The 25349-nt window shown below is 73.3% G+C and carries 21 protein-coding genes and 1 tRNA gene; 9 read left to right on the forward strand and 13 right to left on the reverse strand.

Going from position 1 to position 25349, the window contains the following annotated elements; translation table 11 throughout:
- The first annotated feature begins 71 nt into the window (after positions 1-71).
- Positions 72-689, forward strand: coding sequence for a TetR/AcrR family transcriptional regulator (locus tag ACFVTF_RS23185; RefSeq protein ID WP_387816131.1), 618 nt, complete (start codon positions 72-74; stop codon positions 687-689).
- A gap of 365 nt (positions 690-1054) precedes the next feature.
- Here the strand turns inward: ACFVTF_RS23185 and ACFVTF_RS23190 are convergent.
- A tRNA-Arg gene (locus ACFVTF_RS23190) sits at positions 1055-1130 on the reverse strand.
- A 643-nt stretch (positions 1131-1773) separates the two neighbouring features.
- Here ACFVTF_RS23190 and ACFVTF_RS23195 point away from each other — a divergent pair.
- The 5 genes from ACFVTF_RS23195 to ACFVTF_RS23215 all read left to right on the forward strand — a co-directional run bounded on the left by ACFVTF_RS23195 (position 1774) and on the right by ACFVTF_RS23215 (position 7377).
- Entirely contained in the window at positions 1774-2373 is a 600-nt protein-coding gene (locus tag ACFVTF_RS23195; RefSeq protein WP_387816323.1) for a single-stranded DNA-binding protein, read from the forward strand.
- A gap of 353 nt (positions 2374-2726) precedes the next feature.
- Positions 2727-4220 carry a Cys-Gln thioester bond-forming surface protein gene (locus ACFVTF_RS23200; protein ID WP_387816133.1) on the forward strand — a complete coding sequence of 498 codons (1494 nt, stop codon included), beginning with the start codon at positions 2727-2729 and terminating at the stop codon, positions 4218-4220.
- 213 nt (positions 4221-4433) lie between these two features.
- Positions 4434-6098 carry an energy-dependent translational throttle protein EttA gene (ettA, locus tag ACFVTF_RS23205; protein WP_079135893.1) on the forward strand — a complete coding sequence of 555 codons (1665 nt, stop codon included), beginning with the start codon at positions 4434-4436 and terminating at the stop codon, positions 6096-6098.
- A gap of 109 nt (positions 6099-6207) precedes the next feature.
- Positions 6208-6651, forward strand: a complete 444-nt coding sequence (locus tag ACFVTF_RS23210) for a thioesterase family protein (RefSeq protein WP_063349408.1) — start codon at positions 6208-6210, stop codon at positions 6649-6651.
- Between the two features lie 33 nt (positions 6652-6684).
- Positions 6685-7377, forward strand: coding sequence for a hypothetical protein (locus ACFVTF_RS23215; RefSeq protein ID WP_387816135.1), 693 nt, complete (start codon positions 6685-6687; stop codon positions 7375-7377).
- 35 nt (positions 7378-7412) lie between these two features.
- On the opposite strand, the gene ACFVTF_RS23220 is transcribed toward ACFVTF_RS23215, so the two are convergent.
- The 10 genes from ACFVTF_RS23220 to ACFVTF_RS23265 form a co-directional block, all read right to left on the reverse strand.
- A complete protein-coding gene (locus ACFVTF_RS23220; RefSeq protein WP_387816137.1) occupies positions 7413-7817 on the reverse strand; it encodes a globin in 405 nt (134 codons plus the stop codon).
- 98 nt (positions 7818-7915) lie between these two features.
- On the reverse strand, positions 7916-9064 hold the full coding sequence (locus ACFVTF_RS23225) for an ABC transporter permease (RefSeq protein WP_387816139.1): 1149 nt from the start codon (positions 9062-9064) through the stop codon (positions 7916-7918).
- Positions 9061-9978 carry an ABC transporter ATP-binding protein gene (locus tag ACFVTF_RS23230; protein ID WP_387816140.1) on the reverse strand — a complete coding sequence of 306 codons (918 nt, stop codon included), beginning with the start codon at positions 9976-9978 and terminating at the stop codon, positions 9061-9063. The genes ACFVTF_RS23225 and ACFVTF_RS23230 overlap by 4 nt, the downstream gene beginning before the upstream one ends.
- Before the next feature lie 143 nt (positions 9979-10121).
- Positions 10122-11216 (reverse strand): FHA domain-containing protein, encoded by a 1095-nt coding sequence (locus ACFVTF_RS23235; RefSeq protein WP_387816142.1) that lies wholly within the window; start codon positions 11214-11216, stop codon positions 10122-10124.
- Positions 11217-11445: 229 nt separating this feature from the next.
- Positions 11446-12804: a VWA domain-containing protein gene (locus tag ACFVTF_RS23240; RefSeq protein ID WP_387816144.1), complete on the reverse strand. Its 1359-nt coding sequence runs from the start codon at positions 12802-12804 to the stop codon at positions 11446-11448.
- 122 nt (positions 12805-12926) lie between these two features.
- Positions 12927-14255, reverse strand: coding sequence for a protein phosphatase 2C domain-containing protein (locus tag ACFVTF_RS23245; RefSeq protein WP_387816146.1), 1329 nt, complete (start codon positions 14253-14255; stop codon positions 12927-12929).
- Positions 14256-14258: 3 nt separating this feature from the next.
- Entirely contained in the window at positions 14259-16892 is a 2634-nt protein-coding gene (locus tag ACFVTF_RS23250) for a tetratricopeptide repeat protein (protein ID WP_387816148.1), read from the reverse strand.
- A gap of 5 nt (positions 16893-16897) precedes the next feature.
- Positions 16898-18253, reverse strand: coding sequence for a hypothetical protein (locus tag ACFVTF_RS23255; protein ID WP_387816150.1), 1356 nt, complete (start codon positions 18251-18253; stop codon positions 16898-16900).
- Between the two features lie 192 nt (positions 18254-18445).
- Positions 18446-19408: a transporter substrate-binding domain-containing protein gene (locus tag ACFVTF_RS23260; protein WP_387816152.1), complete on the reverse strand. Its 963-nt coding sequence runs from the start codon at positions 19406-19408 to the stop codon at positions 18446-18448.
- A 15-nt stretch (positions 19409-19423) separates the two neighbouring features.
- Entirely contained in the window at positions 19424-20917 is a 1494-nt protein-coding gene (locus ACFVTF_RS23265; RefSeq protein ID WP_387816154.1) for a hypothetical protein, read from the reverse strand.
- 372 nt (positions 20918-21289) lie between these two features.
- Here ACFVTF_RS23265 and ACFVTF_RS23270 point away from each other — a divergent pair, with 372 nt between their 5' ends.
- Positions 21290-21865, forward strand: coding sequence for a nucleosidase (locus ACFVTF_RS23270; RefSeq protein WP_387816156.1), 576 nt, complete (start codon positions 21290-21292; stop codon positions 21863-21865).
- A 160-nt stretch (positions 21866-22025) separates the two neighbouring features.
- On the opposite strand, the gene ACFVTF_RS23275 is transcribed toward ACFVTF_RS23270, so the two are convergent.
- A complete protein-coding gene (locus tag ACFVTF_RS23275) occupies positions 22026-22946 on the reverse strand; it encodes a sigma factor (RefSeq protein WP_387816157.1) in 921 nt (306 codons plus the stop codon).
- Between the two features lie 164 nt (positions 22947-23110).
- Here ACFVTF_RS23275 and ACFVTF_RS23280 point away from each other — a divergent pair, with 164 nt between their 5' ends.
- Together ACFVTF_RS23280 and ACFVTF_RS23285 are read left to right on the forward strand one after the other, a co-directional pair.
- Positions 23111-23641, forward strand: a complete 531-nt coding sequence (locus tag ACFVTF_RS23280; RefSeq protein ID WP_387816159.1) for a hypothetical protein — start codon at positions 23111-23113, stop codon at positions 23639-23641.
- 158 nt (positions 23642-23799) lie between these two features.
- Positions 23800-24597: an SDR family NAD(P)-dependent oxidoreductase gene (locus ACFVTF_RS23285; RefSeq protein ID WP_387816161.1), complete on the forward strand. Its 798-nt coding sequence runs from the start codon at positions 23800-23802 to the stop codon at positions 24595-24597.
- Between the two features lie 126 nt (positions 24598-24723).
- On the opposite strand, the gene ACFVTF_RS23290 is transcribed toward ACFVTF_RS23285, so the two are convergent.
- A complete protein-coding gene (locus ACFVTF_RS23290) occupies positions 24724-25242 on the reverse strand; it encodes a hypothetical protein (RefSeq protein ID WP_387816163.1) in 519 nt (172 codons plus the stop codon).
- Between the last annotated feature and the right edge of the window lie 107 nt (positions 25243-25349).

Raw genomic sequence — 25349 nt, forward strand, 5'->3', positions numbered from 1 at the left:
GCACGGTTCACGGGATGCGCGGTGCGCTGGGAACCATACATAACAAACGTTTGGTATGTACGATGATCCCCATGACACCGGCCCGTGGAGACCATGACGCCCGCCGCCTGGAAGTGTCCGAGGGCGTGTGGCGGGTGCTCTCCACCCGCGGCTTCGAGGGGCTGACCCTGCGTGCCGTGGCCACCGAACTGGGCGCCTCCACCGGCCTGTTGACGCACTACTTCCCCAGCAAGCGGGCCCTGCTGAGCCACGCGCTGGACGAACTCGACCGGCGCTCCGGCTCCCGGCCCCGGCGCACCGCCCCCGCCGACGGCACCCCGCCGCCACCCCCCGGACTGGCCCGACTGCGGGCCGCGCTGCTCGACGTCCTGCCGCTGGACGGGGCGGCGGTGGCCGGCAACCGGATCTGGGTCGGCTCCTGGGACGTCGCCCTGTCGGACCCCGCGCTCGCGGCCGCGCACGCGGGTCGTTACGCCCGCTCGCGCGAGGCCCTCGCGGTGCACGTCGCGGATGCCCAGCGGCTCGGGGAGCTCCCGGCCGGGGCCGATGCCGCCGCGCTCGCGACCGGCGCGCAGGCCTTCGTGCTCGGCCTGGTGGTGCAGGTGCTGTTCGCCCCGGCGGAGTTCCCGCCCGAGCGGCAGACCGCCCTGCTGGACGCCTACCTGGCCGGGCTCGCCGCCACCGGCTGACCCGCACCGCCGGCAGACTCGCCACCGCCGGCTGAGCGGCCGGCCGGGTTCGCGATCACGGGTCGAGCGGCCGGTTGGGCCCCGGCCGGGTTCCCGGACCGGGCGGCTCCGGGCCGGGTCGGCGGGGCGGATTGTCCCCGGGGCGTGATTCGCCCGGAATTTCGGTTGTTCGGGTCTTCTTCCGCATCCGGTCCGCAGTGGCGGTCATCCGGATCAGCCGGTTATCGCAGTGCCCATGACACGGATAGTCACGGCTTAGATGCGGTGGGTGCGGGCAATCGGGCGGCGTGCGGGCGGGATTTCCGGGAGCCCGTGACGGCCGGGCAATGCGGCCGCCGGCCTGGCGGCCTGCGGGAATGCCGAGATGGTGCCCCCAGCAGGATTCGAACCTGCGACCTACCGCTTAGAAGGCGGGTGCTCTATCCGCTGAGCTATGGGGGCGGGACGGGCTGCGCCCGGGCGGGCGTGACCGTGGCCGGGTCGGGCGACGAGCGCTGGGGGCGCGCGTGTCCGGCCCCGTACCGTGAGGGTGGGGGTGGGGGTCGGTGGGCCCTCGGCCTGTCGGGGACAGGATAAGGGTGCCCAGTTCCTCGGCCGAGTGTGACGACACCGCCGTTGGTGTGTCGGTTCGGTGGAGCGGTCCGATAATCGCAGGTGAACGCCGTGAGTGCAGCGGTCTGGGAGTGTTCCGAGCCGGACGTTGTGCAGTCGTTACGGGGCTGCCGCCCCACCCGTTATGGATTCGGCACGGAGAATGTGTCGTCACCGGTGCGGGTGGGGGGCCGCATTCGGCTTCCTCCGGTCGGATGACGTGCGCGGACGGTCGGCCGGCGCTGTTCCGGGGCGTGTCGGTTGGGGGCGACGAGCAGCCGGTTTGTTGTCATGGCCGCGATGAGATGGGCGTGAAGGGGTGCCGAAAGGCCGAAATTCACCCCTGCGAGTGACGTCGGTTTTCCGAGGCGTCGAGTTGTCCACAGGATTTCGGAACTCCCTGGCGTGGATTTCCCACGAAGCACACTCTCAACGCGCACCGGTCGATTCCGTACGGTGCATCGGCGAGAACGGAGAGTGTGTCGTGAACGAGATGCAGGTGACGATCGTCGGCATTGTCGCGACGGAGGTGACGTACGGCGAAACGGGCAGCGGGGTGCCGATGGCCAGGTTCCGGCTCGGCTGCACCGAGCGCCGGTACGACCGGCAGCGCGAGTGCTGGGCGGACGGCGAGACGCAGTGGCTGACGGTGACGGCCTGGCGGGGGCTCGCGGTCAACCTGATCGGTTCGCTCGCCAAGGGGGATCCGGTGCTGGTGTGCGGTCGGCTGCGGCTGCGGGAGTGGGCCGACGGCGAGGTGAAGCGGACCGGGGCCGAGATCGACGCCCGATCGGTCGGACACGACCTCACCCGTGGTACCTCGGCGTTCCGTTGGGCGGCGGGGGTGCGCGGGCAGCCGGCGGGCGCCGCCGGGCCGGCCGGGGTGCAGGCCGGCGCAGCGGTGGTGCCGGGGTGGATCGCCGACGCGCTGGAGGCGCGGAAGGCCTCGGCGGCGGCCTCGGCGCCGCGCCCGCCGGAGCCCCCGCCGCCGGTGCGGCCGGTGCCGGGTGGGGCGTCGGAGGCGGAGGTGGGGGAGTGGGGCCGGGTGGCCGAGGGGGATCGGGGAGGTGGCGAGCAGGCTGCGCTGATCTGACGGGTCGATGACCTTAACTGTCGACAAATATGTTGATCGAGACTGTTGTTGCCCCCTCGCGCGCAATCTCGCCCGGATAACGGAAAGTCGCGAGGAGATTCTGGCTGCTCGTCAGCTTGTGTCGAAACTGAGGGGGTTGATAACGATCCAGATACGGAATCGTCCTGATTTCGCATGGGGGTTTCGGGGCCTGCGGGGCTCAATAGGATTCGTCTGGTTCATACCCGCAGCAGCGCCACAGGGGGCGCGCGCGGCACGGCAAGTCGGCGGGCTGTCCATCGGTGCGGCCCGGCCCGGAGGGATCCCAGATGTTCCAGAGGCAGGCGCGGAGTCTCCCCCGCATAACCACTGTCATGCTCACGACCAGCCTGGTGTTGGGCGGGGGCCTGTTCGCGGCCGGTGCGGCGGCTGCGGCGGACACCCCGGGTGCGGGCGTCAAGGCCGTCCTCCAGAACACGATGTTGGGCGAGAAGATCGACGTCGAGGGCAAGGGGACCGTCGACGGCGGTCTGTTCACCCTCAAGACGTCCAACGGCGAGATCCAGACCTACTGCATCGACTTCGACAACCCGGTCTACCTGGACAGCGCCGCGAAGTACCAGGAGTCGGACTGGAAGTCGAGCTCCCTCGGCGGCAAGAACAAGGTCGAGGCGGCCTCCAAGATCCGCTGGATCCTGGAGAACTCCTACCCGCAGGTCAAGGACCTGACGGCGCTCGGCAAGACCGTCGGCGTCGACGGCCTGACCGCCGAGGACGCGGCCGCGGGCACCCAGGCCGCGATCTGGAAGTTCTCGGACAACAAGAACGCCACCCCGCGCAACGCCAAGGCCAAGAAGCTGCGCGACTACCTGCTCAGCGACGCCAACAAGGGCATCGCCGCCGAGCCCAACCCCTCGTTGACCCTCAACCCGGACTCCGTCTCCGGGAAGTCCGGCAACAAGCTCGGCCCCTTCACCCTCAAGTCCAGCGCGGCCGAGGTGAAGCTCACCGTCACCGGTGACGCCGCCGACAAGGTCAAGGTGGTGGACAAGGACGGCAAGCCGGTCGGCGCCACCCTGACCGGTCCGATCAAGGACACCCAGCTGTTCCTGGACGTGCCGGCCGGCACCCCGGACGGCTCGGTCGCCCTCGCCGCCGCCGCCGACACCGTCGTGCCCAGCGGCCGGGTCTTCCTCAGCGAGGGCTACGACCCGAAGCGGCACAGCCAGAGCATGATCCTGGCCGGCTCCAGCAAGCTCAGCGTCTCCGCCGGCGCCAAGGCCACCTGGAAGCAGGGCGCGGGCGCGCTGGTCGACAGCACCGCCCAGGTCGAGTGCGAGAACAACGGCGTGCGCGTCACCGTCACCAACGGCGGTGACGAGGCCGCCACCGTCACGGTCAAGCCGGGCAAGCAGCTGACCGTCCAGCCGGGCAAGACCGAGAACGTGCTCGTCCCGGTCGCCGAGAAGGCCGCCTACGACATCAACGTCACCGGCCCGAACGGCTTCGCCAAGGAGTTCAAGGGCGTCCTGGACTGCAAGACCGGTGTGACCCCGCCGACCTCCGGCCCGTCGACCCCGGCCGCGAGCGGCACCCCGAGCACCGCCCCGAGCACCGCGCCGACCGGCACCCCGAGCGGCACCCCGAGCCAGGCCGGCACCCCGTCGGCCGGTGCCAGCACCGCCGCCGGTGCGCACCCGAGCCCGGCCGCGACCAGCTCCGCCCCGGGCACCGGTGGCCTGGCCCAGACCGGTGCCAGTGACTCGACCCCGATCCTCGCCGCCGTCGCCGGTGGCCTGGTCCTGGCCGGTGGCGCCGCGGTCTTCGTCCTGCGTCGCCGTGGCCGCCACGGTCGCACCGCCGCCTGAACCGCCCCGCAGGCCCGGAGGCGCTGACCTCCTGAGGCCCTGACGGCACCCGGCCCGGCCCCTGCACCCGCTGCGGGGGCCGGGCCTCCGTCGTTCAACCCCGCGCTGCGGATACCCCCGTGGGGCACACCGGGCGGTCGGGGCTCCCGGCCGGGTGCGGCACAATGGAAGGCTGCAAGCCGAATACTCCCGACGACGCCGGAGCGATCTCACGTGGCGGAATACATCTACACGATGCGCAAGGTGCGCAAGGCGCACGGAGACAAGGTCATCCTTGACGACGTGACGCTCAGCTTCCTCCCCGGGGCGAAGATCGGCGTCGTGGGCCCCAACGGCGCGGGCAAGTCCACCGTGCTGAAGATGATGGCCGGCCTGGAGCACCCCTCCAACGGCGACGCCTTCCTCTCGCCCGGTTTCACCGTCGGCATGCTGCTCCAGGAGCCGCCGCTCGACGAGACCAAGACCGTCCTGGAGAACGTCGAGGACGGCGTCAAGGAGATCAAGGGGAAGCTCAACCGCTTCAACGAGATCGCCGAGCTGATGGCGACCGACTACTCGGACGCCCTGCTGGACGAGATGGGCAAGCTCCAGGAGGACCTGGACCACGCCAACGCGTGGGACCTGGAGGCCCAGCTGGAGCAGGCCATGGACGCCCTGGGCTGCCCGCCCGGCGACTGGCCGGTCACCAAGCTCTCCGGTGGCGAGAAGCGCCGCGTGGCGCTCTGCAAGCTGCTGCTGGAGTCCCCCGACCTGCTGCTGCTCGACGAGCCCACCAACCACCTGGACGCCGAGTCGGTGAACTGGCTGGAGCAGCACCTGGCCAAGTACCCCGGCACCGTCGTCGCCGTCACCCACGACCGGTACTTCCTGGACAACGTGGCCGGCTGGATCCTGGAGCTCGACCGCGGCCGCGCCATCGGCTACGAGGGCAACTACTCCACCTACCTGGAGTCCAAGCAGTCCCGCCTCAAGGTCGAGGGCCAGAAGGACGCCAAGCGCGCCAAGCGGCTCCGCGAGGAGCTGGAGTGGGTCCGCTCCAACGCCAAGGGCCGCCAGGCGAAGTCCAAGGCCCGTCTGGCCCGCTACGAGGAGATGGCGGCCGAGGCGGACAAGATGCGGAAGCTGGACTTCGAGGAGATCCAGATCCCGCCGGGCCCGCGTCTGGGCAGCATCGTCATCGAGGTGGAGAACCTCTCCAAGGCCTTCGGCGAGAAGATCCTGATCGACGACCTCAGCTTCACCCTGCCGCGCAACGGCATCGTCGGCATCATCGGCCCCAACGGCGCCGGCAAGACCACGCTGTTCAAGATGCTCCAGGACATGGAGACCCCCGACTCCGGCGTGGTCAAGGTCGGCGAGACCGTCAAGATCAGCTACGTCGACCAGAGCCGCGCCAACATCGACCCGAAGAAGACGCTCTGGGAGGTCGTCTCCGACGGTCTGGACTGGATCAACGTCGGCCAGGTCGAGATGCCGTCCCGCGCCTACGTGTCGGCCTTCGGCTTCAAGGGCCCGGACCAGCAGAAGCCGGCCGGCGTGCTCTCCGGCGGTGAGCGCAACCGCCTGAACCTGGCGCTCACCCTCAAGCAGGGCGGCAACCTGCTGCTCCTCGACGAGCCCACCAACGACCTCGACGTCGAGACGCTCTCCTCGCTGGAGAACGCCCTGCTGGAGTTCCCCGGCTGCGCCGTGGTCATCTCCCACGACCGCTGGTTCCTGGACCGGGTGGCCACCCACATCCTCGCCTACGAGGGCGAGAGCAAGTGGTTCTGGTTCGAGGGCAACTTCGAGTCGTACGAGAAGAACAAGATCGAGCGGCTCGGCGCCGACGCGGCCCGCCCGCACCGGGCCACGTACAAGAAGCTGACCCGCGGCTGACACCCAGCCGTCACGGCGGCCCGGCAGACTGCCCCTCGGGGCGGCCTGCCGGCCGCCGGCCCGCCGCCACCGCACGGCGGCGGGCGACCGGACGTCGAGGAGAACACCTGTGGCCCGCCACATCTACGCCTGCCCGCTGCGCTGGTCCGACATGGACGCGTTCGGCCACGTCAACAACGTGGTCTTCCTGCGCTACCTGGAGGAGGCCCGGATCGACTTCATGTTCACCCAGGCCGCCGAGGCCGGGGCGGGGGAGTTCGCGGGCGGCTCGGTGGTGGCCCGCCACGAGATCGACTACAAGCGCCCGCTGGTGCACCGGCCGGAGCCGGTCACCGTCGAGACCAGGGTGACCCGCATCGGCGGCGCCTCGCTGACCGTGTCCTACGAGATCAAGGACGTCGCCGAGGACGGCACCGAGACGGTGTACGTCCAGGCCTCCACCGTGGTCGTGCCCTACGACCTGGCGGAGGGCCGGCCGCGCCGGATCTCGCCCGTGGAGCGGGAGTTCCTGTCCCGGTTCATGGACGAGGAGCCCGCCGTAGTCGCCGCCTGAGCACCCACCTCCGACGATTCGAGCTGACCCGCGTTGACCATCACCGCCCGCCTCGCCCTCACCGACGCCGGGGAGGCCGCCGACCTCTCCGCGTTCCTGCTGCGCCTGCTGCGCTTCGACAAGGCGGCGGCCGTCCGCTTGCAGGCGGTGGCCCCGGCCGGGGACGACGGCGTGCTGGCGGTCTTCGGCCGGCTGCCGCTGGGCGGTTCGGGCGCGCTGGCGATCCGCACCGCCCGGCTGACCGGTCCGGCCGAGCCGACCGACCTGACGGTCTCGGCGGGCCAGCTGCTGGAAGGCGTGGACGCCGGGACGGGTGCCGTCGAGCTGCCCGCCCCGGTGACCGGGCCGGCCTGGGCCGGGCTGCTGCCGCCGCGCACCGGCTGGCGGCCGGTCGGGGCGCCGCCGGCGGCCGAGGTGTACCCGGAACTGATGGCCGGGGTGCGGGAGTTCCGTGAGCGCAGCGAGGCCGTCCCGGCGCACCACCGCGGCCGCGCGGTGCTGGACGCGCTGGCCGACGAGATCTGGTCCCGCCCGGTCTCCGTGCTGCCGGAGCTGCCGCTGCGGGCGGTGCACGCGGCGTACGTGATCGGCTTCCTGAAGCCCGGGGCCCCGCTCACCGTGCACCGGGCGGGCGGCTGGCTGCGGCTGAGCGCCCCGGCCGGTTCGGTGGCGGTCCGGACGGCGGCCGCGCCCGGCGCGGGGCTGGGGCTCAGCCCGCTCCGGTAACCGGAGCCAACCGGGCCAGGCCCGGCCGCGGCGGCTCAGCCCGGGGTGTTGATCATCGAGGCGGCGGCGTAGGTGAGGTAGTCCCAGAGCTGCCGCTCGGCCTCGGCGGGCAGGGCCAGGTCGTCCACGGCCACCCGCATGTTCCTGAGCCAGGCGTCGTGCGCGGCGCGGTCGACCTTGAACGGCACGTGCCGCATCCGCAGCCGCGGGTGGCCGCGCTGCTCGCTGTAGGTGCGCGGGCCGCCCCAGTACTGCATCAGGAAGAGGGTCATCCGCTCCTCGGCCGGGCCGAGGTCCTCCTCGGGGTACATCGGCCGGAGCAACTCGTCCTCGGCGATGCCCTGGTAGAACCGGTGGACCAGTCGCCGGAAGGTCGGTTCGCCGCCGACCTGGTCGAAGAAGGTCTCCTCGCTGAACGTTCCTCGCCGGATCTCTTTCACCCGACCATGGTCGCAGACGCCGACGGGGTCGTACACCGGGACCAAAGGCGTACGACCCCGCGGGGCGTGTGTCGGGGCTCAGGCGACCGGGGCGGCGGTCACACGTCCTCCCACTTGAACAGCTTCCAGGCGACGCCGGTCAGCACGGCCGCGAAGAGCAGCAGCCCGCCCATGGTGGGCAGGGCGTCCATGACGCCGCCGCCGCGGGTCAGCACCGACTGGGCGGCCGTCACCAGGTAGCGCAGCGGCATGACCTTGGAGACGGTCTCCAGCCAGCCGGGCGCGCTGTCCAGCGGGATGAACGCGCCGGACAGGAAGGACATCGGCAGCACGATGATCTGCGAGATGCCGTTGGCCGCCTCCTCGGTCTTGGCGACCGAACCGGCCAGCAGGCCGATCGACATGAAGGCGAGCGTCGCGCAGGCCACCAGCGGGATGACCAGCCACCAGTTGCCGGTGAGCTTGAGCCCGAAGAAGTTGGTGGCGACCGTCAGGAAGACGGCGGTCTGGAGGAGCGAGGTCAGCAGCGAGACCAGGATCCTGGAGCTGATGACCGTGCCCGCGCTCACCGGGGCCAGCCGCAGCCGGCGCAGCACCTTGCTCTTGCGCCACCCGACCAGGGTCAGCGCGGCACCGAACACCGCGCCGGTGGCGACGGCCCAGCCGAGCAGGCCGGGGGTGAGGAACTGGATCGGCTTGAGCGACTGGTCCTCGACCTGCTGGGCCTCCAGCACGTAGGCCGGCTTCTGGCCGGTGGCGGCCTGGTTGGCGCTCTGGACCACCGAGTTGACGATGCCCTGCAGCGCGCCGGCGCGGACGGTGTCGGCGGCGCTGAAGCGCAGCTCGACCTTGCCGTCCGGGCCCTGCTCGATCATCGCGTCGAAGTCGCCCTTGCGGACCTTCTCCAGCGTGGCGGCCGCGTCGTCGGTCCTGGTGATGGTGAGGACCTTGTCCAGGTCGACCCGGCCCTCGCCCTGGATCGAGTCGAACAGCTTCACCGCGCCGACCTGCGCCACCTTGGCGTGCGGGCTGCCGGAGCCCTTGCCCACGGTGCCGAAGAACACCAGGAACACCAGCGGGAAGAGCAGGATGAAGAAGGTCGCGGTGCGGTCGCGCTTCATGCCGAGCAGCATCGCGCGGGACAGGCTCCAGAACGCGCTGACCCGCTCCCGCTCGGCGCTCGCGCCGCCGCCCGACCCGTCGCGCCGGGCGGGGGTCTTCGGCTCGGTGGACGTGCTGGCGGTCATGCGCGGTACTCCCGTCCGGTCAGCTGGAGGAAGACGTCCTCCAGGGTGGCGCCGCGCACTTCGAGGCCGCGCAGCGCGTTCTGCTCGGCCAGGACGCTCAGGACCGGGGCCGGGAGGCGGGTGGAGACGGAGAGCGAGACGCTGTCGTCCTCCAGGGCGGCGATGTCGGCGCCGGCCGCGGTGAGCAGGTCACGGGCGCGCTCGACGGACAGCTGGCCGGACGCGACGCTGATCCGGACGGTGTCGTCGATCTCGCGGATCAGCGTCGCCGGGGCGCCGGTGTGCAGGATCTTCCCGTGGTCCATGATCGAGACCCGGTCGCAGAGCACCTCGGCCTCGTCCAGGTAGTGGGTGGTCAGGACGACCGTGCGGCCCTCGCCGTTGATGTCCCGCAGGAGGTCCCAGAGGTTGCGCCGGGCCTGCGGGTCGAGGCCGGTGGTGGGCTCGTCCAGGAAGACGATCTCCGGGTCGTGGGCCAGCGCGCAGGCGATCGACAGGCGCTGCGCCTGGCCGCCCGACATCTGGTCGGTCATGACGTCGGCCTTGTCGGTCAGGCCGACCCGCTCCAGCATCGCGTCGGCCCGCTTGGGGCCGACCCCGTAGAACGACGCGAAGGTGCGGATGGTCTCCCGGGCCGTCAGTTTCCGGAAGAAGGCGGAGGCCTGGAACTGCACGCCGATGCGCGGCAGCAGTTTCGGATTGCGCGGCCAGGGCGCCAGCCCCAGCAGTTCGACCCGGCCCTCGTCCGGCTTGCGGACGCCTTCCAGGATCTCCATCGTGGTGGTCTTCCCGGCGCCGTTGGGGCCCAGGATTCCGTAAAATTCGCCGGCCTCGACGGTGAGGGACACCCCGTCGACGGCCTGCACGTCCCCGTACCGCTGACGGATGCCGTCGGCGGATATAGCTGCAGTCATGTGGCCTGAGCCTAGGGCTTGCGGAGGTCCCTGTGTACGCCGGGGCCGACGAATTTGTGGATCGTTTGAGGAATCGGGAACAAATCGGGCCGGACGGAAGTTGAATTCCGCCCGGCCCGGCCGGAGTTGTCGCCGACGGTCTTTCAGGCGCGGTGCACCGTGATCGTCGTCCAGGCTCCGATGTGGATCCGGTCGCCGTCGTTCAGCGGCACGGCGGTGTGCGGGGCGATCGGCTCCGCGCCGCCGTTCACGGTGGTGCCGTTGGTCGAGTCCTGGTCCACCAGGACCCAGCTGCCGTCCGCCTGTTCGGCGAGCATCGCGTGCTGGTGCGAGGCGCCCGGGTCCTCCGGCGGCACCGACAGGTCGATCTCCGGCACGGTGCCGCGGTGCTGGCTGCGCCGCCCGATCCGCAGCTGGCCGCGGCCGGTCAGCGGGATGCGCCGCTCGGGGCAGTACGGCGGGAAGAACAGGCCGGCCGCCTCGGGGCCGCTGCGGGCCATCATCTCGGTGAAGTACTCGCGGTCGGCCGAGACCACCGCGATCCAGTTGGCCCGGAGCGGCTCCGCCGGGGCGGCCGCCGGCTGCGGCTGCTGCGGCTGGGGTTGCTGCTGCGGCGGCTGCTGCTGATGCGGCGGGGCGAGGTGGAACGAGGTGCCGAAGTCGCCGCCGCGGTTGTTCGGGCCGGGCGGGTCGGCGTACACCGGGCCGGAGTCCTCGCGGACGGGGGACTCGGGGAACGCGGCCTCCGGCGCGGGCCCCTCCTGCCCGTTGGCGGGCAGGGAGGGAGGGTAGCCGTAGGTGTGCGCGGGCGCGGCGGCCTGCTGCGGGTGCTGCGGGTGCTGGGTGTGCTGCGGCTGGGGCTGCTGCGGGAGGGGCGGTTGGCCGTACGGCGGCTGGCCGTATGGCGGCTGGGCGGCCAGCGCGCCGCCGTACGACGCCGGGATGTTCAGCGGCGGCTGGCGGCGCGAGGGGGTGGAGAGCTCGTAGTCGTACCCGCACTCCTCGCAGAACCGTCCGGTCTGCGGGCTGCGGCAGATCGGGCAGACCGTCAGGCCCTCGGTCAGGTTGGGGTAGCCCTGGGCCGGTGGCGGCGGCATCGCGCCGGGCTGCGGCGGGACGCTCCCCGGCGGCATCGGCGGAGGCGACAGCGGCGCGCCGTAGGGCGTGCTGCGGCGGTCCGGGTGCTTGGACTGCTCGAACGAGTCGGGAGCCTCGGGCGAGGCGGGTCCCCCGGGCACCGGGTGGGAGCCGTACGCCCCCGGGTGGGTCCCGTGGGCCCCGTGGGCTCCCGGGTGGGCTCCGGGCGGCGTCGGGGCCGGCGGAGTCATCGGGAAGCCACAGAAGTCGCACCAGTCCTCGGCCTGCGACTCGTGGCCCCTCGGGCAGATCGGCATCAGTTCCCCCTCACATCGAGCCGGCTTGGGGCGGCGTCGCACCGGGTCGTCGGCCCGGTCACGTCTTCAGCGGTCACTTCTTCACACGCACCGTCTTGGTCGACCGGGTCTCAAGGGTCATCGAGTCGGCCTCGCTCACGTTCTTACGGAACCGAACCGTACCCTCCTTCGGGTCCACCACGTCCACCACCTTCTGCAGCAGTTTGTAGGTGCCCTCGTTGCCGGTCGCGTGCGCGATCCGGACGGCGGCGCCCAGTTTGGAGGTGGCGGTGTCGACGTCCCCGGCCCGGTGGGCCTCCAGGCCCTCCTGGATGGAGGAGGCCAGCTCGGCCTGCCCGGTGTAGTGGGCGACCTGCGGGCTGATCCGGGTGGAGGAGGCCAGGTCGTCGGTCCACACCGCCTTGACCAGGCCCTGGGAGAGCACCTCGGGGGTGCCGCTGCCGACCTGCGGGGGCAGCACCAGGCTGATCCGGGCGGCGAGCATCTCGTTGCCGATGGAGGCGGCCGGGACCTCGACGCAGACGTGGTAGTCGCGGCTCTCGTCGCCCCAGGAGCCGGTGGGGTAGTCGCCGGCCCGGGGGCCGGCCTCGGCGCGCCGGGCGGTGAGGTCCTCGACCGCGGGGGCGACCTGCTTGACGAACTTGACCGCGGCGTTGGCCGGGGTCCAGATCCGCAGCGCGACGTCGGCGACCTGCTTGCCCATGGCGCCGGCCATCATCGAGCGGAAGTCCTCGGCCAGGCCGGAGGGTTCGGCGACGATGTCGACGGTGCCGAGCAGTGCCGAGGAGATCTTGCGCAGCTCGTCGATCCGCCAGTCGGTGCCGACACCGCGGCAGTCGGCGGTGAAGTGTCCGCTGACCCGCTCGACGGCGCGTTCCAGGTCGACCGCCGACTCGTGCTCGTTGTTGCCGTCGGTGAGCAGGACGGCGTGCCGGATGGCGATGTCGCGGCGGGTCAGGAAGAGCTTGTCGGCCTTGGCCAGCCAGGTGCCCATCGCGGTGCCGCCGGCGGCGGTGAGGCGGCGCAGGGACTCCTTGGCGTGGCCGCGGGTGGTGGCGGAGGCGGTGGCGAGGGTGCCGTCGCCGGGGTAGATGTCGCGGGCCTCGTGGGTGCCGGCGACCACGGCGAAGGCGGTGCCGTCGCGCAGCGCGTCGATGGCGGCGGCGGTGGCCTCGCGGGCGCCGTTGATCTTGGTCTTGGGGTAGTCCATCGAGCCCGAGCAGTCCACCAGGATCACCACGGCCGCGGCGGTGTCGGCGCTCTGCGGGCCGCCCGCGTCGGCGATGCCGAGCGGGCGGCCGCCGGAGGTGCCGCCGCCGGTCGCGGTGACCGTGACGATGGCGTTGACCTCGCGGGCGCCGTCGGCAAGGTACTCGTTCTGGAAGATCTCCACGTCGAACCTGGGCAGGTTCGGCTTCGCCAGTGTTGCCATGGGCCGGTGGCTCCCGTCGGAAGGGTCGTCGGTACGGATCGGTCGGTGGGGGCCGGCCGCGTCGGGGGCGGGCCGGCGGACCGGGTGACCGCCGGGGTCGGCCCCGGGCGGGCGGCGTCCGGTCAGGCCGTCGGCGGGTGCGGCGGCTGCGGGGGGACGGTGGGTGCGGCGGGAGCGGTCGGCGGTGCGGGGGGAGCCGGCGGGGCGGCGGGGGGCATCGGGGCGGCGGGGGAGCCGATCACCGGGAGGTCCGGCAGGGTCGGCTCGTAGTCCTCGTCCTCCTCGGCGGCGCGCCTGGCACCCGCCGCGGTGATCAGCGGCAGGTCGAGCGCGGTGGCGGTCCGGGGGTCGTCCTCGTCCTCGTCCTCGCCCTCGCTCCGGCCCTCGGCACCGGCGCCCGCGGCCGGCGGGTCGATCGGCAGGACGGCGACGGTGATGTTGTCGTGGCCGCCGGCGGCGATCGCGAACTTCACCAGGGTCTGCGCCGCCGCGAGCGGTTCGGCGCGGGCGTCCGGCCGGACGAAGTACGCCAGGTCGGTGGCGGCCTCGGCGTAGTTCCACAGCCCGTCGGTGCAGATCAGCAGCACCCCGGGGACGTGCGGCGTGAAGTCGAGGGTGTGCGGGACGACCTCCTCGGCGTCGGCGCCGAGCCACCCGGTGATCGCGTGGGCGCGCGGGTCGGCGTACGCCTCGGCCTCGCTCATCAGCCCGGCCTCGACCATCCGGGCCGCCCAGGAGTCGTCCTGGGTGAGCCGGAAGGGCTCGGCGCCGGCGCGGTCGTCCGGGATCCAGTAGGCGCGGGTGTCGCCGACCCAGCCGATGGTGATCCGGCCGCCGGAGGCTATGGCGCTGACGTAGGTGCAGGCGGGCGCGTTGAGGTCGGGCCGGGCGGGCCCGGGGCCGTCCTGGGCGAGGTCGGCGACGGCCCCGGCGGCGTCGGCGATGGCCTGGCGCATGGCGGCGGTGGGTTCGCGGCCCGCCTCCAGGGCGCTCAGCAGCGACTCGGAGGCGGCGTCGACGGCGGTCTCGGAGGCCTCGTCCGGCCGGTCGGAGGAGGAGACGCCGTCGCAGACCACGGCGATCACGACCGGCTCGCCGCCGGGCAGCGAGGTGGCGGCGATGGTGAAGGAGTCCTCGTTGCGGTGGTGGCGCACGCCGCGGTCGCTGACCCCGGCGACGCCCGCGAGGGACTTCTCCATGTGGTCGCGCGGGCGCGGCTGGGCGCCGCCGCACGCCTCGCAGTAGCCGTCCGCGGTGACCTGCGGCAGCCCGCAGTGCGCGCAGACCGGCCCGTGCTGGGGCGGGGCGCCCTCGGCCCGGGCGGCGGCCCAGTTCGCGGGCATGGCGCCCGGGGCGGTCCGGCCGTCCCGGCTGGCGCCGCAGGCGCCGCAGTAGGCGTCCTCCGGCTCCAGCGGTTCGGAACAGCTCGGGCACACGGTCTGCTGCGGCATCGGCTACACCCACGTCCTGGGGCGGGCGCGGTTGGCCCGCTCCACCATCTCGATCCTGGTCTCGGCCCGGTCGGCCAACCGGGCGAGTACCCGGTAGGACTGTTCCAGGGCGAAGCGCAGTTCCCGCTCCACCGCAGGTCGTCCGAGCACCGTGGTGCCGCCGCCCTGCTGGGCGCCGGTCGAGCCCGCGGTGACCCAGCCGAGGGCGGCGCCGAGCAGTTCGACGGCGAGTTCCTCGCGGCGGCGGTCGTCCAGGCGCAGTGCGGTCAGCTGGTCGGAGCTGGCGCCGAGGTCGGCGGCGAGCGGGTCGGTGGCGGGTCGTTCGCGCAGCCGGGCGCGGACGGCCGCGATCCGGGCGGCGGTGTACTGGTTGGAGGTGGCCGGGACGGACTCCAGGACGCGGATGGCACCGGGCCGGTCGTCCTCGGCCAGCCGGACCCGGGCGAGCCCGAAGGCGGCGCTGAGGTAGGCCGGGTCGGTGGTCCAGACCAGTCGGTAGAACTCGGCGGCGTCGCCGCCGTCGCCGAGGAGCTCGGCGCAGATGGCGAGGGCCAGCTTGGGGGCGGCCTCGCCGGGGAAGGCGTCGTAGACCGCGTCGAAGGCTTCGGCGGCGGCGCGCAGCCCGGCCTCGTCGGGCGAAGCCGGGCCGTCAGGGCCGTCCGGGCCGTGCGCGGCGCCGACGAGGGCGACCGAACTGCCGGGGCCGTCCGGGCCGTCCGGGTTGTGCGCGGCGCCGACCAGGGCGACCAGGCCGCGGTACCAGACGACCCGCCAGTCGTCCGGGTACTCCCGCTCCAGGGCGTCGAGGGCTTCCTCGGCGGCGGCGCGGCGGCCGAGTTCGAGCTGGGCGCGCAGTTCGCGCAGCCGCCGTTCGATGGAGAGGGCGGGCGCGCCGGCCAGGGCGGCGAGCGCCTCCTCGGGGTCGGTGGCGAGCAGGGTGGCGAGGAAGCCGGCGTTGGGGTCGCCGGGGTCGACGCGCGGGACGGGCAGCGCGAGGGCGGCGGCGGCCGGGTCGAGGGCGGTCACCAGGAGCTGTCCGGGCTGCTCGGTGGGCATGACCAACTCGGTGTCCACGACGCGTAGTTCGGGGCCGAAGAGGGTGGACAGGGCGGGCCGGGCCCGGCCGTCCTGGAGGGCGAGGATCTCGCGCAGCACGCCGGTGAGCTGGTCGGCCATCTCGTCGGCGGAGGAGAACCGGCGGGCCGGGTCCGGGTCGGTGGCGCGGACCAGGAAGCGGTAGTACGACTCGTAGCGGGCGAAGACCTCGACGTCCTCGGGGCCGGGCAGGGTGTCCCGGTAGGTGGTGCCGTAGCCCTGGAAGTCGAAGGTGAGCACCGCGAGGGTGCGGGCCACGGTGTAGAGGTCGGAGGCGGGGGAGGGGCCGTGGGTGGCGATCTCCGGGGCCTGGTAGCCGACGGTGCCGTAGATCGGGCCGTCGTGGTCGAGGCGGCAGACGGCGCCCATGTCGATGATCTTGAGCGCGTCGCCGCTCTGGATCACGTTGTCGATCTTGAAGTCGCAGTAGATCAGGCCCCGGCTGTGCAGGTACCCGAGCGCGGGCAGCGCCTCCAGCGCGTACGCGATCGCCTGCTCGACGGGCAGCGGCTCGCGCCGGCCGTCCGGGGTGCGGCGGTCGTTGGCGATGTCCTTGAGCGACTTGCCGCCGACGTACTCCATCACGATGTAGCCGTCGGTGGAGCCGGAGCCGACGTCCAGGTGCTCGGCGAAGTTGATGATCCGGACGATGTTCGGGTGGTCCACCTCGGCCAGGAAGCGGCGCTCGGCGACGGCCACGGCGAGCGCGTCCTCGTCCCCGGTGTCCAGCAGGCCCTTCAGGACCACCCACTTGTCGTTGACCCGCCGGTCTATCGCCAGGTAGATCCAGCCGAGGCCGCCGTGCGCCAGGCAGCCCACCACCTCGTACTGCCCGCCGACCAGGTCGCCGCGGCGCAGCTTGGGCGTGAACGAGTACGGCGTGCCGCACTTGGTGCAGAAGCCGTCCGGGCGGCCCGGCCGGCCGTTCTTCTCCCGGCCCACCGGGGTCTCGCACTTGGAGCAGAACCGCTTGCGCTCCGGGACCTCCGGGTTCTCCAGCACCGCCAGCGACGGGTCGGCCGTCTCGACGGTCGGCACCGTCACCAGGCCGGCGCCCAGCCGGTTGCGGGTGCCCGCGCTGACGCTGCCGCGGGTGCTGCGCACCGAGACCGAGCGGCTGCTGCCGGTGCGGGTCGAGCGGTGCGAGCGGGAGCGGCCGGACATCGAGCGGGCCGAGCCGGTGCGGGTCGAGCGGATCGAGCCGCTGCGCGCCGAGTCGCCGGAGACCCGGGAGGACGGGACGTAGGGCTGGGTGACGCCGGTGTCGCCGCCGGGCGGGGTGAGGCCGCACTCGTCGCAGTAGCCGTCGGCGTCGATGGTGCCGGAGCAGTCCCTCGGGCAGGACGCGCCGGGGCCGGCGGCCGGTGCCCCGGCGGCCTTGGAAGCCCCGGTGGCCCCGGCCCCGGAAACCCCGGAAACCCCGGAAGCCCCGGAAGCCTTGGAGGACACCGCGGCCGGGGCGAGCCCGCACTCGTCGCAGTAGCCGTCCGCGTCGATCCTGCCGTTGCCGGAGCACTCCGGCCGTACGCACGTCCCGCCCATCAACCTCAGCCCCCCTGGACCTGTCCGTCGACCGGCGTCGGGCCGGTCGTCTCCTGTGCGGCCTCGGCCTGCGCCGGCCGCAGCGACTGCTGGAAGCGGGCCACCGCGGCGGCCGCCGCCCGCAGGTCGCAGGGCGCGCTCCACAGCAGCCAGCGCGCCTTCTCGTACCGCTCGATCACTTCCGGGTCCTCGGAGACCCGCAGCCGGGCGGCCATCGCCTTGTACGCGTCCAGCCGGCCGCGCAGTTCGGCGCGGACGGCCAGCGGCTGGGTCACCTCGGTGAGCGACTGCCGGGCCCGGGCCAGCTCCTTGGCGGCGGCGTCCTCCAGCGTGTCCAGCAGCGGCGCCAGCCGGCCCCACTGCCCGCCCTGGCGCAACTCCAGTGCCGTCACGATCCGTTCGCGCAGCGCCGAGGCCGGCCCGGGCACCGCCGGGACGTCGCTGGAGGCTATCTTCGCCAGCACCTCGCCGCGGGCCCGGCGGGCCTCGGCCAGGGTGGCGTCGGCCCGCTGGAGCAGGTCGCCGACGCCCTGGAGGCGCTCCTCGGCGTCGTCGCGCAGCCGCAGCAGGTTCTCCAGTTCCACCCGGACGCCGTCCAGCGCCCGCCCGGCCCGGTCGAACCGCTCGGTGTCCACCACCCCGGCGGGGGTGGCGAAGGCGCTGCCCTCCGGCACGGTGCCGCGCTGGGCGGGCACTCGGGCCGGGCGCCACAGCGCCAGCGGGTCCTCGCGCACCTCGGCGCGCAGCTCGGTGAGGTCGGCGTCCAGCCCGGCCAGGTCGTCGGCGAGCGGGTGGCCGCCGGCCCGCACGCCGAGCGAGGCGGCGAGGTTGCCCACCCGGTGGAGTTCGGCCAGCAGCAGGTCGATCCGGGCCGGCAGCGCCGACCAGACGGCGTCGGCGGCGCTGACCACCTCCAGCACGGTGGCGTACCAGGAGTTCATCCGGGTCATCAGCGTGTCCAGGCTGATCCGCTCGACCAGCCGGGCGGGCGCGCCGAGCAGTTGCGGGCCGTCCGGCAGCGCGCCGCCGGGGACGGTCACCGCGTCGCCGGTGAGCAGTTCGCTCAGCTCGGCGAGTTCGGGCGCGCCGGGCTTGGCCTTGCGGGCCCGTACCGCGCGCGCCGAGGCCAGTGCCTCCGCGTAGCGGTCGAACAGCGCCCAGAGCAGCGGCAGGCCCTTCCCGGCGACGGACCAGCGCTCCAGCGTGCGCCCGGCCAGTTCGGCGCCGTCGAGCAGCCGCAGGCCCGGATGGTCCTGGAGGGCGAGCAGCGCCGACTCGACCGCGTCCCGCTCCGCGCCGAGGCGCGCCAGCGCGCGGTCCACCTCCTCCCGGCTCAGTACCGGGCCAGCCGAAGCCGCCAACGCCGTGTCCTTCCTTTCTCGCGTGCGATCCCGACGTACGTGACGTGCGATCCCACGACATCCCCCGTGCCCACCACCGGTCTCCCCGTGGTGATCGTCCCGAACCCTAGCCGGTGGCCGTTCGGGCGGAGCGGGCGGTGGGCGTCAAGACCGCGTCAACGGCGGGCTGACGCCCGTGCGCCGCCCGGTGCGTCAGCGGGCCGGCCAGTACAGGCCGGGGTCCTTGGAGTTCTCGGGCAGGTAGGGCTGGACCCACTGCTCGAACGACTTCTGCCAGCCCTTGTTCGCGTAGTAGTCGGAGATCACCTGGTTGACCCGGGCGGTGAGGTCGGTGCTGTTCTGACGCATCGCGACACCGATCGTCTCCGGCTGCTCGAAGCCGTCCACCACCTTCACCGTCTGGTCCTGCGCGGCCTGGCCGACCGCCAGTTCGTCGTCGGTCATGGTGGCGTCGACCTTGCCGAGCTGCATGCGGACCAGGCAGTCGAGCTGGTTGGTCACCAGGACGAGCTGCTTGGCGGTCTTCTTGGCGTTCAGCACGTCCTTGGCCACCGAGCCGTCCGCGGCGCAGACCGTCTTGCCGCTGATCGCCTCGTCGAGGTTCTTGACCGTGGACGACCGGGGCACCAGGACCCGCTGCTTGATGTTGAAGTACGACCGGGAGAAGGCGACCTTCTTCAGGTTGGCGCAGCTGATCGTCATGGTGCGGACGATCAGGTCGACCTGGTTGCCCGTGAGGGCGTCGGCCCGGCCGGCGGTCGACACCGGCTTGAGCACCACCTTGGTCGGATTGCCCATGATGGCCACGCCGATCGTCCTCGCGAGGTCGATGTCGAAGCCTTCGAGCTCACCGGTGTTCGGGTTGCGGGCGCCCCAGCGGTAGCTGTTCTGGTCCACGCCGATGATCAGGGTGTCCTTGGCCTTGATGGCCTTCACCGCCGGGCCGTCCACGGTGCTCGGCGGCACGGTGCTGGTCAGGTCGCAGGACTCGGCCTGGTCCTGTCCGGCCTGTTCCTGCCCGGTCGACCGGACGGCCTGCGGTGCGCCCGTGGCGGCCGCGGCGCCGGACGGCCCGCCCCCGCCGAGTACGGCCGCGCCGGTGGCCAGCAGCGCCAGCACGGCGGCCGGCCTGGTGCCTGCGGTTCTCCTGCGCATGTGTCCGTTCCCCCTCTACCGGTACTCGGCCAGTCGGCGGCCCAGGCCGCGCAGTGCGGCGGCCGCGGCCACCACGCCGAGCAGCGCGGCCGCGAGGGCGGCGAGCCGGAGGTCGCCCTCGGTGTCCTTGGCGGAGCGCTTGAAGTGGTCCTGTTCGGTGGTGGCGGCCTGGTCGAGCGCCTTGTCGGTGGCCTTGAAGGCGCCGTCCGCGGTGTTCGCCTCGGCGGCCGGGTCCGCCGTCACGGTCGCCTGGAGCGCGCCCTGGTAGTCGGCCTGCTGGGTCTCCATGGCGTATGCCGCGTCGTGCCGGGTGCGCCACGTCTCGTACTGCCGGTCGGCCTCGCCGATCTGCTGCCGGGCGTCCGCGGGGGCCAGGTCGAGGGCCTGGCGCAGCGAGCCGGAGTGCTGCTCCATCGGGACGTTCGCGGGCTCGCCCCCGGCGAGCTGCTGGGTGATCGCCTTCCACTGGTCCGCGTACGCGGTGGTGGAGCCGCGGGCGACGAGGTTCAGGTTCTCCGCCAGCCGGGCGGAAAGCACCTGCACCCGGGAGGTGTTGAGCGCCCGCAGCGGCTGCGCGCCCTGCTTCCAGCTCTGCTGGAGCGCGGCGTTGGTGGTCAGGCCGGTGACGGCCAGCCAGAGCGCCCCGGCCAGGACGGCGGCGGTGGCCCCGAGCAGGCCGGGGTTGAACACCCGGTTGGTGCGGCGGAACAGCGTCACCTGCACCCAGACCAGCGCGCCGAGGGTGAGCACCCCCAGGCCGTACGCGGCCCACGGGCTGGACTTCGCCTCGGCGTAGTCCTTGTCCAGCTCGTCGTTCTCGATGGCGGTCAGCTCGGCGGCGCGCTGCAGCAGGATGCCCTGCATCTGCTCGGAGGCGTACCGCAGGTAGGCGCCGCCGAGCGGCAGGCCCAGCCGGTTGTTCGCCCGAGCCGTCTCCACCAGGCCGGCGTAGACGGGGAGTTGATTGTTCAGCTCGGTGAGCTTCTGATACGCGGGGGAGCCGATGGTGGTCTGCGCGGCGGCCTTGGTGATCAGGCCGGTGGCCGAGGCCAGATCGCCCTCGTAGTCGCGGCGCACGGCCTCCGTCTCCTCCCCGGCGAGCAGGAAGCGGGTGGCCGCGGTGGTGTCGGCGTGGGCCAGCAGGCGGTGGATGTCGGCGGCGTCCTTGCTCAGCGGCTGGCTGTGCTGGACCACCCGGTTGGCGGCCTCCGCCTTGGTCTCCAACTGCCAGGCGGTCAGCGCGCCGAAGGCCACGGTCAGCACCGCGAGCACCGCCCCGGCCAGCCGCAGCCGGCCCGGCGCCGTCCGGGTGGCGTTCGCCAGCCGGGCCCGCAGGCCGGACAGGCCGCGCGGCGCGGGCCCGGCCGACGGCCGCCGGGCCGGCGCGGCACCGGGTCTGGACGCCGGGACGCCCCGGACGCCCGGCACGGCCGGAGCCGTGCCCGGCGGGCCGCTCGGCCGTGCCGGGACCACGGTGCCCGGTGCGCCGTTACCTACTGGTGTTGCCACCCGCCTCATCCTCCCCAGGGGCCGGGCCCGCTGTCCGGGGCCCGGCCGATGCCAGCAGTATGGCCGTGACTCCCCGTGGCCACACCCGAATTGCGCCGATCTTGAGCTTGCCCCGCACATGCCGCGCACGGGCCCCGCACGCCTCCGGGGCCCCGCCTCCCGGCGGCCGGCGGTGAACCGTCCGACGCGGGATGCACCCTATGCGGTTCCTCGGACAGGCCGGAGCGTCGAGGTCCGGTTGTCACGTCGGCGCGCAGGGAGCCGGGGACGGGCCCCGGGGCCGGCGGCGGGGGCGATCCCGCCGGGACGCCACCGGTCCCGGCACGGTCGGTGCACCCGGTTTCGGCGGACACCCTCCGTACGATGGGCAGCATGCGCCTGCTTGGAACGATCACGCCCGACCGCCCGCTGCTCGTCGTCGCCGTGCGCGAGGAAGCCGCCCACCTCGACGACCGGCTGCCCGTCCTGCTCACCGGAATAGGGAAGATCAACGCCACCGCCGCGCTGGCCACCGTCCTCGCCCAGGGTGAGAAGCCGTCCGAGGTGATCAACCTCGGCACGGCCGGCGCGCTGCGCCCCGGCTGGGAGGGCACCCACCACGTCGTCCAGGTCATCCAGCACGACCTCGACACCCCGGCCCTGCTGGCGCTCACCGGCCGCAGCTACGGCGCCCCGCTGGTGGTCGGCAAGGGCGACGGGCCGGTGCTGGCCACCGGCGACCTCTTCGTCTCCGACCCGGCGGCCCGCGACCGGCTCGCCGAGCACGCCGACCTGGTCGACATGGAGGGCTACGCCGTCGCCGCCGTCGCCCACCGCTTCGGGCTGCCGGTGCGCCTGGTCAAGCACGTCAGCGACGAGGCCGGCGAGGGCGCGAGCCACACCTGGCGCGAGTCGGTCGACGCCTGCGCCCGCCACCTCGCCGACTGGGTCGTCGCGCAGGGCTGGTGACGGCGCGTCCCGAGGACGTGCGGCGCCGACCGGCGCGGGCGGGTGAGAGGGCGGTCGGCCTCCCTCTCGCCCGCCGCGTTCGGTCGCGGAACCTCGCCCGCCGGGTTCGGTCGCGGACCGTCGCCCGCCGCGTTCAGCCGTGGATCGTCACCCGCCGCTTTCAGCCGTGGAACGCCGAGAGGTCCAGCGCCGCCAGCCGCTCCGGCTCGGTGAGCATCTCGATCGCCGCGATCGCGCCGTCCACCACCGTGAACGCCATGACCGACAGCGGCCGCCCGCCCTCGCCGATCGCCACCGCGCCCGCGGCGCCGTTGACCAGTGCCGGGCGGGCGAACGGCGACAGCCCGCCCCACAGCACCGGCTGGTCGGCCACGGCGGCGGCGCCCGCCAGCACCACCGGGTGCCCGGCCCGCACCGCGCCGCCGTCCGAGCGCAGCACCACGCCCGGGGCGAGCACGGCCACCAGCGCGCCCAGGTCGCCGGCGCGGGCGGCCGCGAAGAAGGCGTCCACGGCGGCCCGCTGACGGCCCGGGTCCGGATCGGGCGCGGGCGCCTGGTCCTGCACCCGGCGGCGGGCCCGGTCGGCCAACTGATGGGTCCCGGCCGCCGTCCGCTCGATCAGCGGGGCGATCTCGGCGAACGGCACCGCGAACAGGTCGTGCAGCACGAAGGCGATCCGCTCGGCCGGGGCCAGCGACTCCAGCACCACCATCAGCGCCAGGCCCACCGAGTCCCCGAGCAGCACCTCCTGCCCGGGGTCGGCCACCCCCTCGCGCCGCAGCAGAGGGTCCGGGATGCGCGCCGGGCCCGGCTCACCCGCCTCGGCCTCCGGCGGCTCCTCGCGGCGCAGCTCCCGGCCGCGCAGCAGGTTGAGGCAGACCCGCGAGACCACCGTGGTCAGCCAGCCGGGGAGGTTCTGCACGTCGGAGGCGTCGGTGCGGTCGTAGCGCAGCCAGGCCTCGTGGACGGCCTCCTCGGCCTCGCTCACCGAGCCGAGCATCCGGTACGCCACGGCCCGCAGCCGGGGCCGCTGCGCCTCGAACAGTGCGGCCCGCTCGTCCGGAGGTAATTTCTCGTCCACCGTGTCACATTCCTTCGCCGCTGGGGGTCAGAGCAACAGGAGCCACCCAACAACGGCTGCGCCGTGGAGATCAACTCCCCACCCGGGCCGAGTCGGAGACGAGCGGTGGCGAACACCCCCGATCGGCTGCCGTCGTGAGTGTCACCGCCCCTAGGCTGGCCGCCATGCCGACGACCCCGCTGCTCGACGCGATCCGCGCCAACCCCGCCGCCCTCGACTACCTGGCCTGGCCGGGCGACCTCAGCCTCGACCACTACCCGCACGTCGAGGAGGTGGTGCTCGCCTCCGGGGAGTCTCTGGAGCCGGTGGCCAAGGACGGTGCGGGCGGCACCTTCTTCCTGTGCGGGGAGGGCGGCGAGGAGCGTCCCGTCCTGTACGCCGACTCGGAGGGCGGCGCGGCGGTGCTGGCCGTCGGGCTGCCGGAGCTGGTCCGGCTGTTGCTGGCCGTGCCGTGGTGGCGGGACTGCCCGGGGCTGACGGTGGAGGAGAGCGCGCGGGCCGCCGAGGAGTACCTGGAGGACGAGCCCGGCCTGTACGCGGAGCGGGACGCGGCGGCCGCCACGCTCGGACTCGAAGTCCCGGGCGTGGCGGTGGCTTTGGCCCGGCTGCGGGAGGTCGCGGGCGGGCTCGGGCCCGGGTACGTGCTGCTCAACGCCGAGGAGGGCAACGCCTACGAGCCCTTGTTCCGGGCCTGAGCGGGTGGTCGTGCGGGCGGTCGAGTGGGTGGTCGTGCGGGCGGGCGGCATCAGCTCTCCGGCCCCGGGCATACATGAAGGGTTGTCCGGCATCGGGTCGTGACGGCGGGAGACCGGCCCCGGATCCGACCGGGGGCGGCACGAGGGAAGAGGCGATCGTGGGCGAACTGGACGGCAGGACCGCACTGGTGACGGGCGGCTCGCGCGGGATCGGCCGGGCGGTGGCGCAGCGGCTCGCCGCTGACGGGGCACTGGTCGCGGTCCACTACGGCGGCAACGAGGCGGCCGCGGCGGAGACCGTGGAGCTGATCGCCAAGGCCGGCGGCCGGGCGTTCGCGGTGCGGGCCCGGTTCGGCGAGAGCGGTGCGCTGGACCAGTTGTTCGAGGGCCTCGCCGCCGGGCTGGCGGAGCACGGCGAGCATGGCGGGGACGGCGGGCCCGGCCTGGACATCCTGGTCAACAACGCGGGAATCCACCTGGCCGGGTCGATCGGGCAGATCACGGAGGAGGAGTTCGACCGGTTGATGGCGATCAACGTGCGCACGCCGATCTTCGTGATCCAGCGGGCGATCCCGCTGCTGCGGGACGGCGGGCGGATCGTCAACGTGGCCTCGGCGGCCGCGCGGATCGGCTCCCCGGTCCAGCTCGGCTACACCGTCAGCAAGACGGCACTGGTGGCCCTCGCCGCACCGCTCGCCAACGAGCTCGGCCGGCGCGGGATCACCGTGAACACCGTCAACCCCGGGGTGATCCTGACCGACATGACGTCCCAGTGGACGGGCGTCCCCGAGGCGATGGCCGGGCTCGAATCGATCACCGCACTCGGCCGGATCGGCCAGCCGGAGGACGTCGCGGACGTGGTGGGCTTCCTGGCGGGCCCGCAGGGCCGCTGGGTGACCGGCCAGACCATCGACGCCTCCGGCGGCACCTACCTCGGCCCGATCCCGCCCGCGTGATCCCTCGGGGCGCCGAGAAGTCGATGGGGTGGCAGCCCTCAGCGCCGCCACCCCGTTCGCTTCTCGGCACGGAAGGTGGGGTTCATTGAGCCAAACCCCACGTTGGGGTGATGTGTTGAGGTAGCGTCAGAACGCCGACGGGGGCTGAAGGGTCAGATCGAGGACGGACGCCCAGTGCTCGTCGGGTGCGGTGACGATCACGTAGCCCTCCTGGTCGGGGAGGCGGGGGATCAGGGCGCTGCGGCAGCCGAGGCTGTGGTGGATCTCGACGGGGACGGGCTCGCCGTCCAGGTGGATCTCTCCGGCGCTGATGGATTCGGGGTCGAGCGGGCCCAGGTGGTGGCGCGGGTCGATGCGGCCGGAGTTGCCGAGGAAGTTGAAGAGCTGCGACCCCGGGGTGGTCAGGGACTTCACCCGGAAGCCGTCGGGGACGGGCCGGGAGGTCTGGACGATCGCGATGAGCTCGTGGTTCAGGTGGTAGTTCAGGTCGATGTGACAGAGGTAGCCGTCGCTGCCCATCCGCCCGAGGAGGACGAACCACTCGGGCGGCACGTCGCGCAGGACGGCGATCCGCCCGCCCCATTCTTCGGCGGTCTCGCGGTCGGTGGGGATGTGGAACTTGCGCGGCTCGCTGCTGCGGAACACAGGGATCCCCCAACTGATCGGTGAAAAAAGGTTCTTGGGTCACCAGTAGACCCGACCTGCCCGCGCACGAGTGAATTCCCGCCCGGCGCCCGCCCCGGGGCGGTCGT

Origin of the sequence: Kitasatospora sp. NPDC057940, from assembly GCF_042887425.1 — a bacterium.
Taxonomy (GTDB): Bacteria; Actinomycetota; Actinomycetes; order Streptomycetales; family Streptomycetaceae; genus Kitasatospora.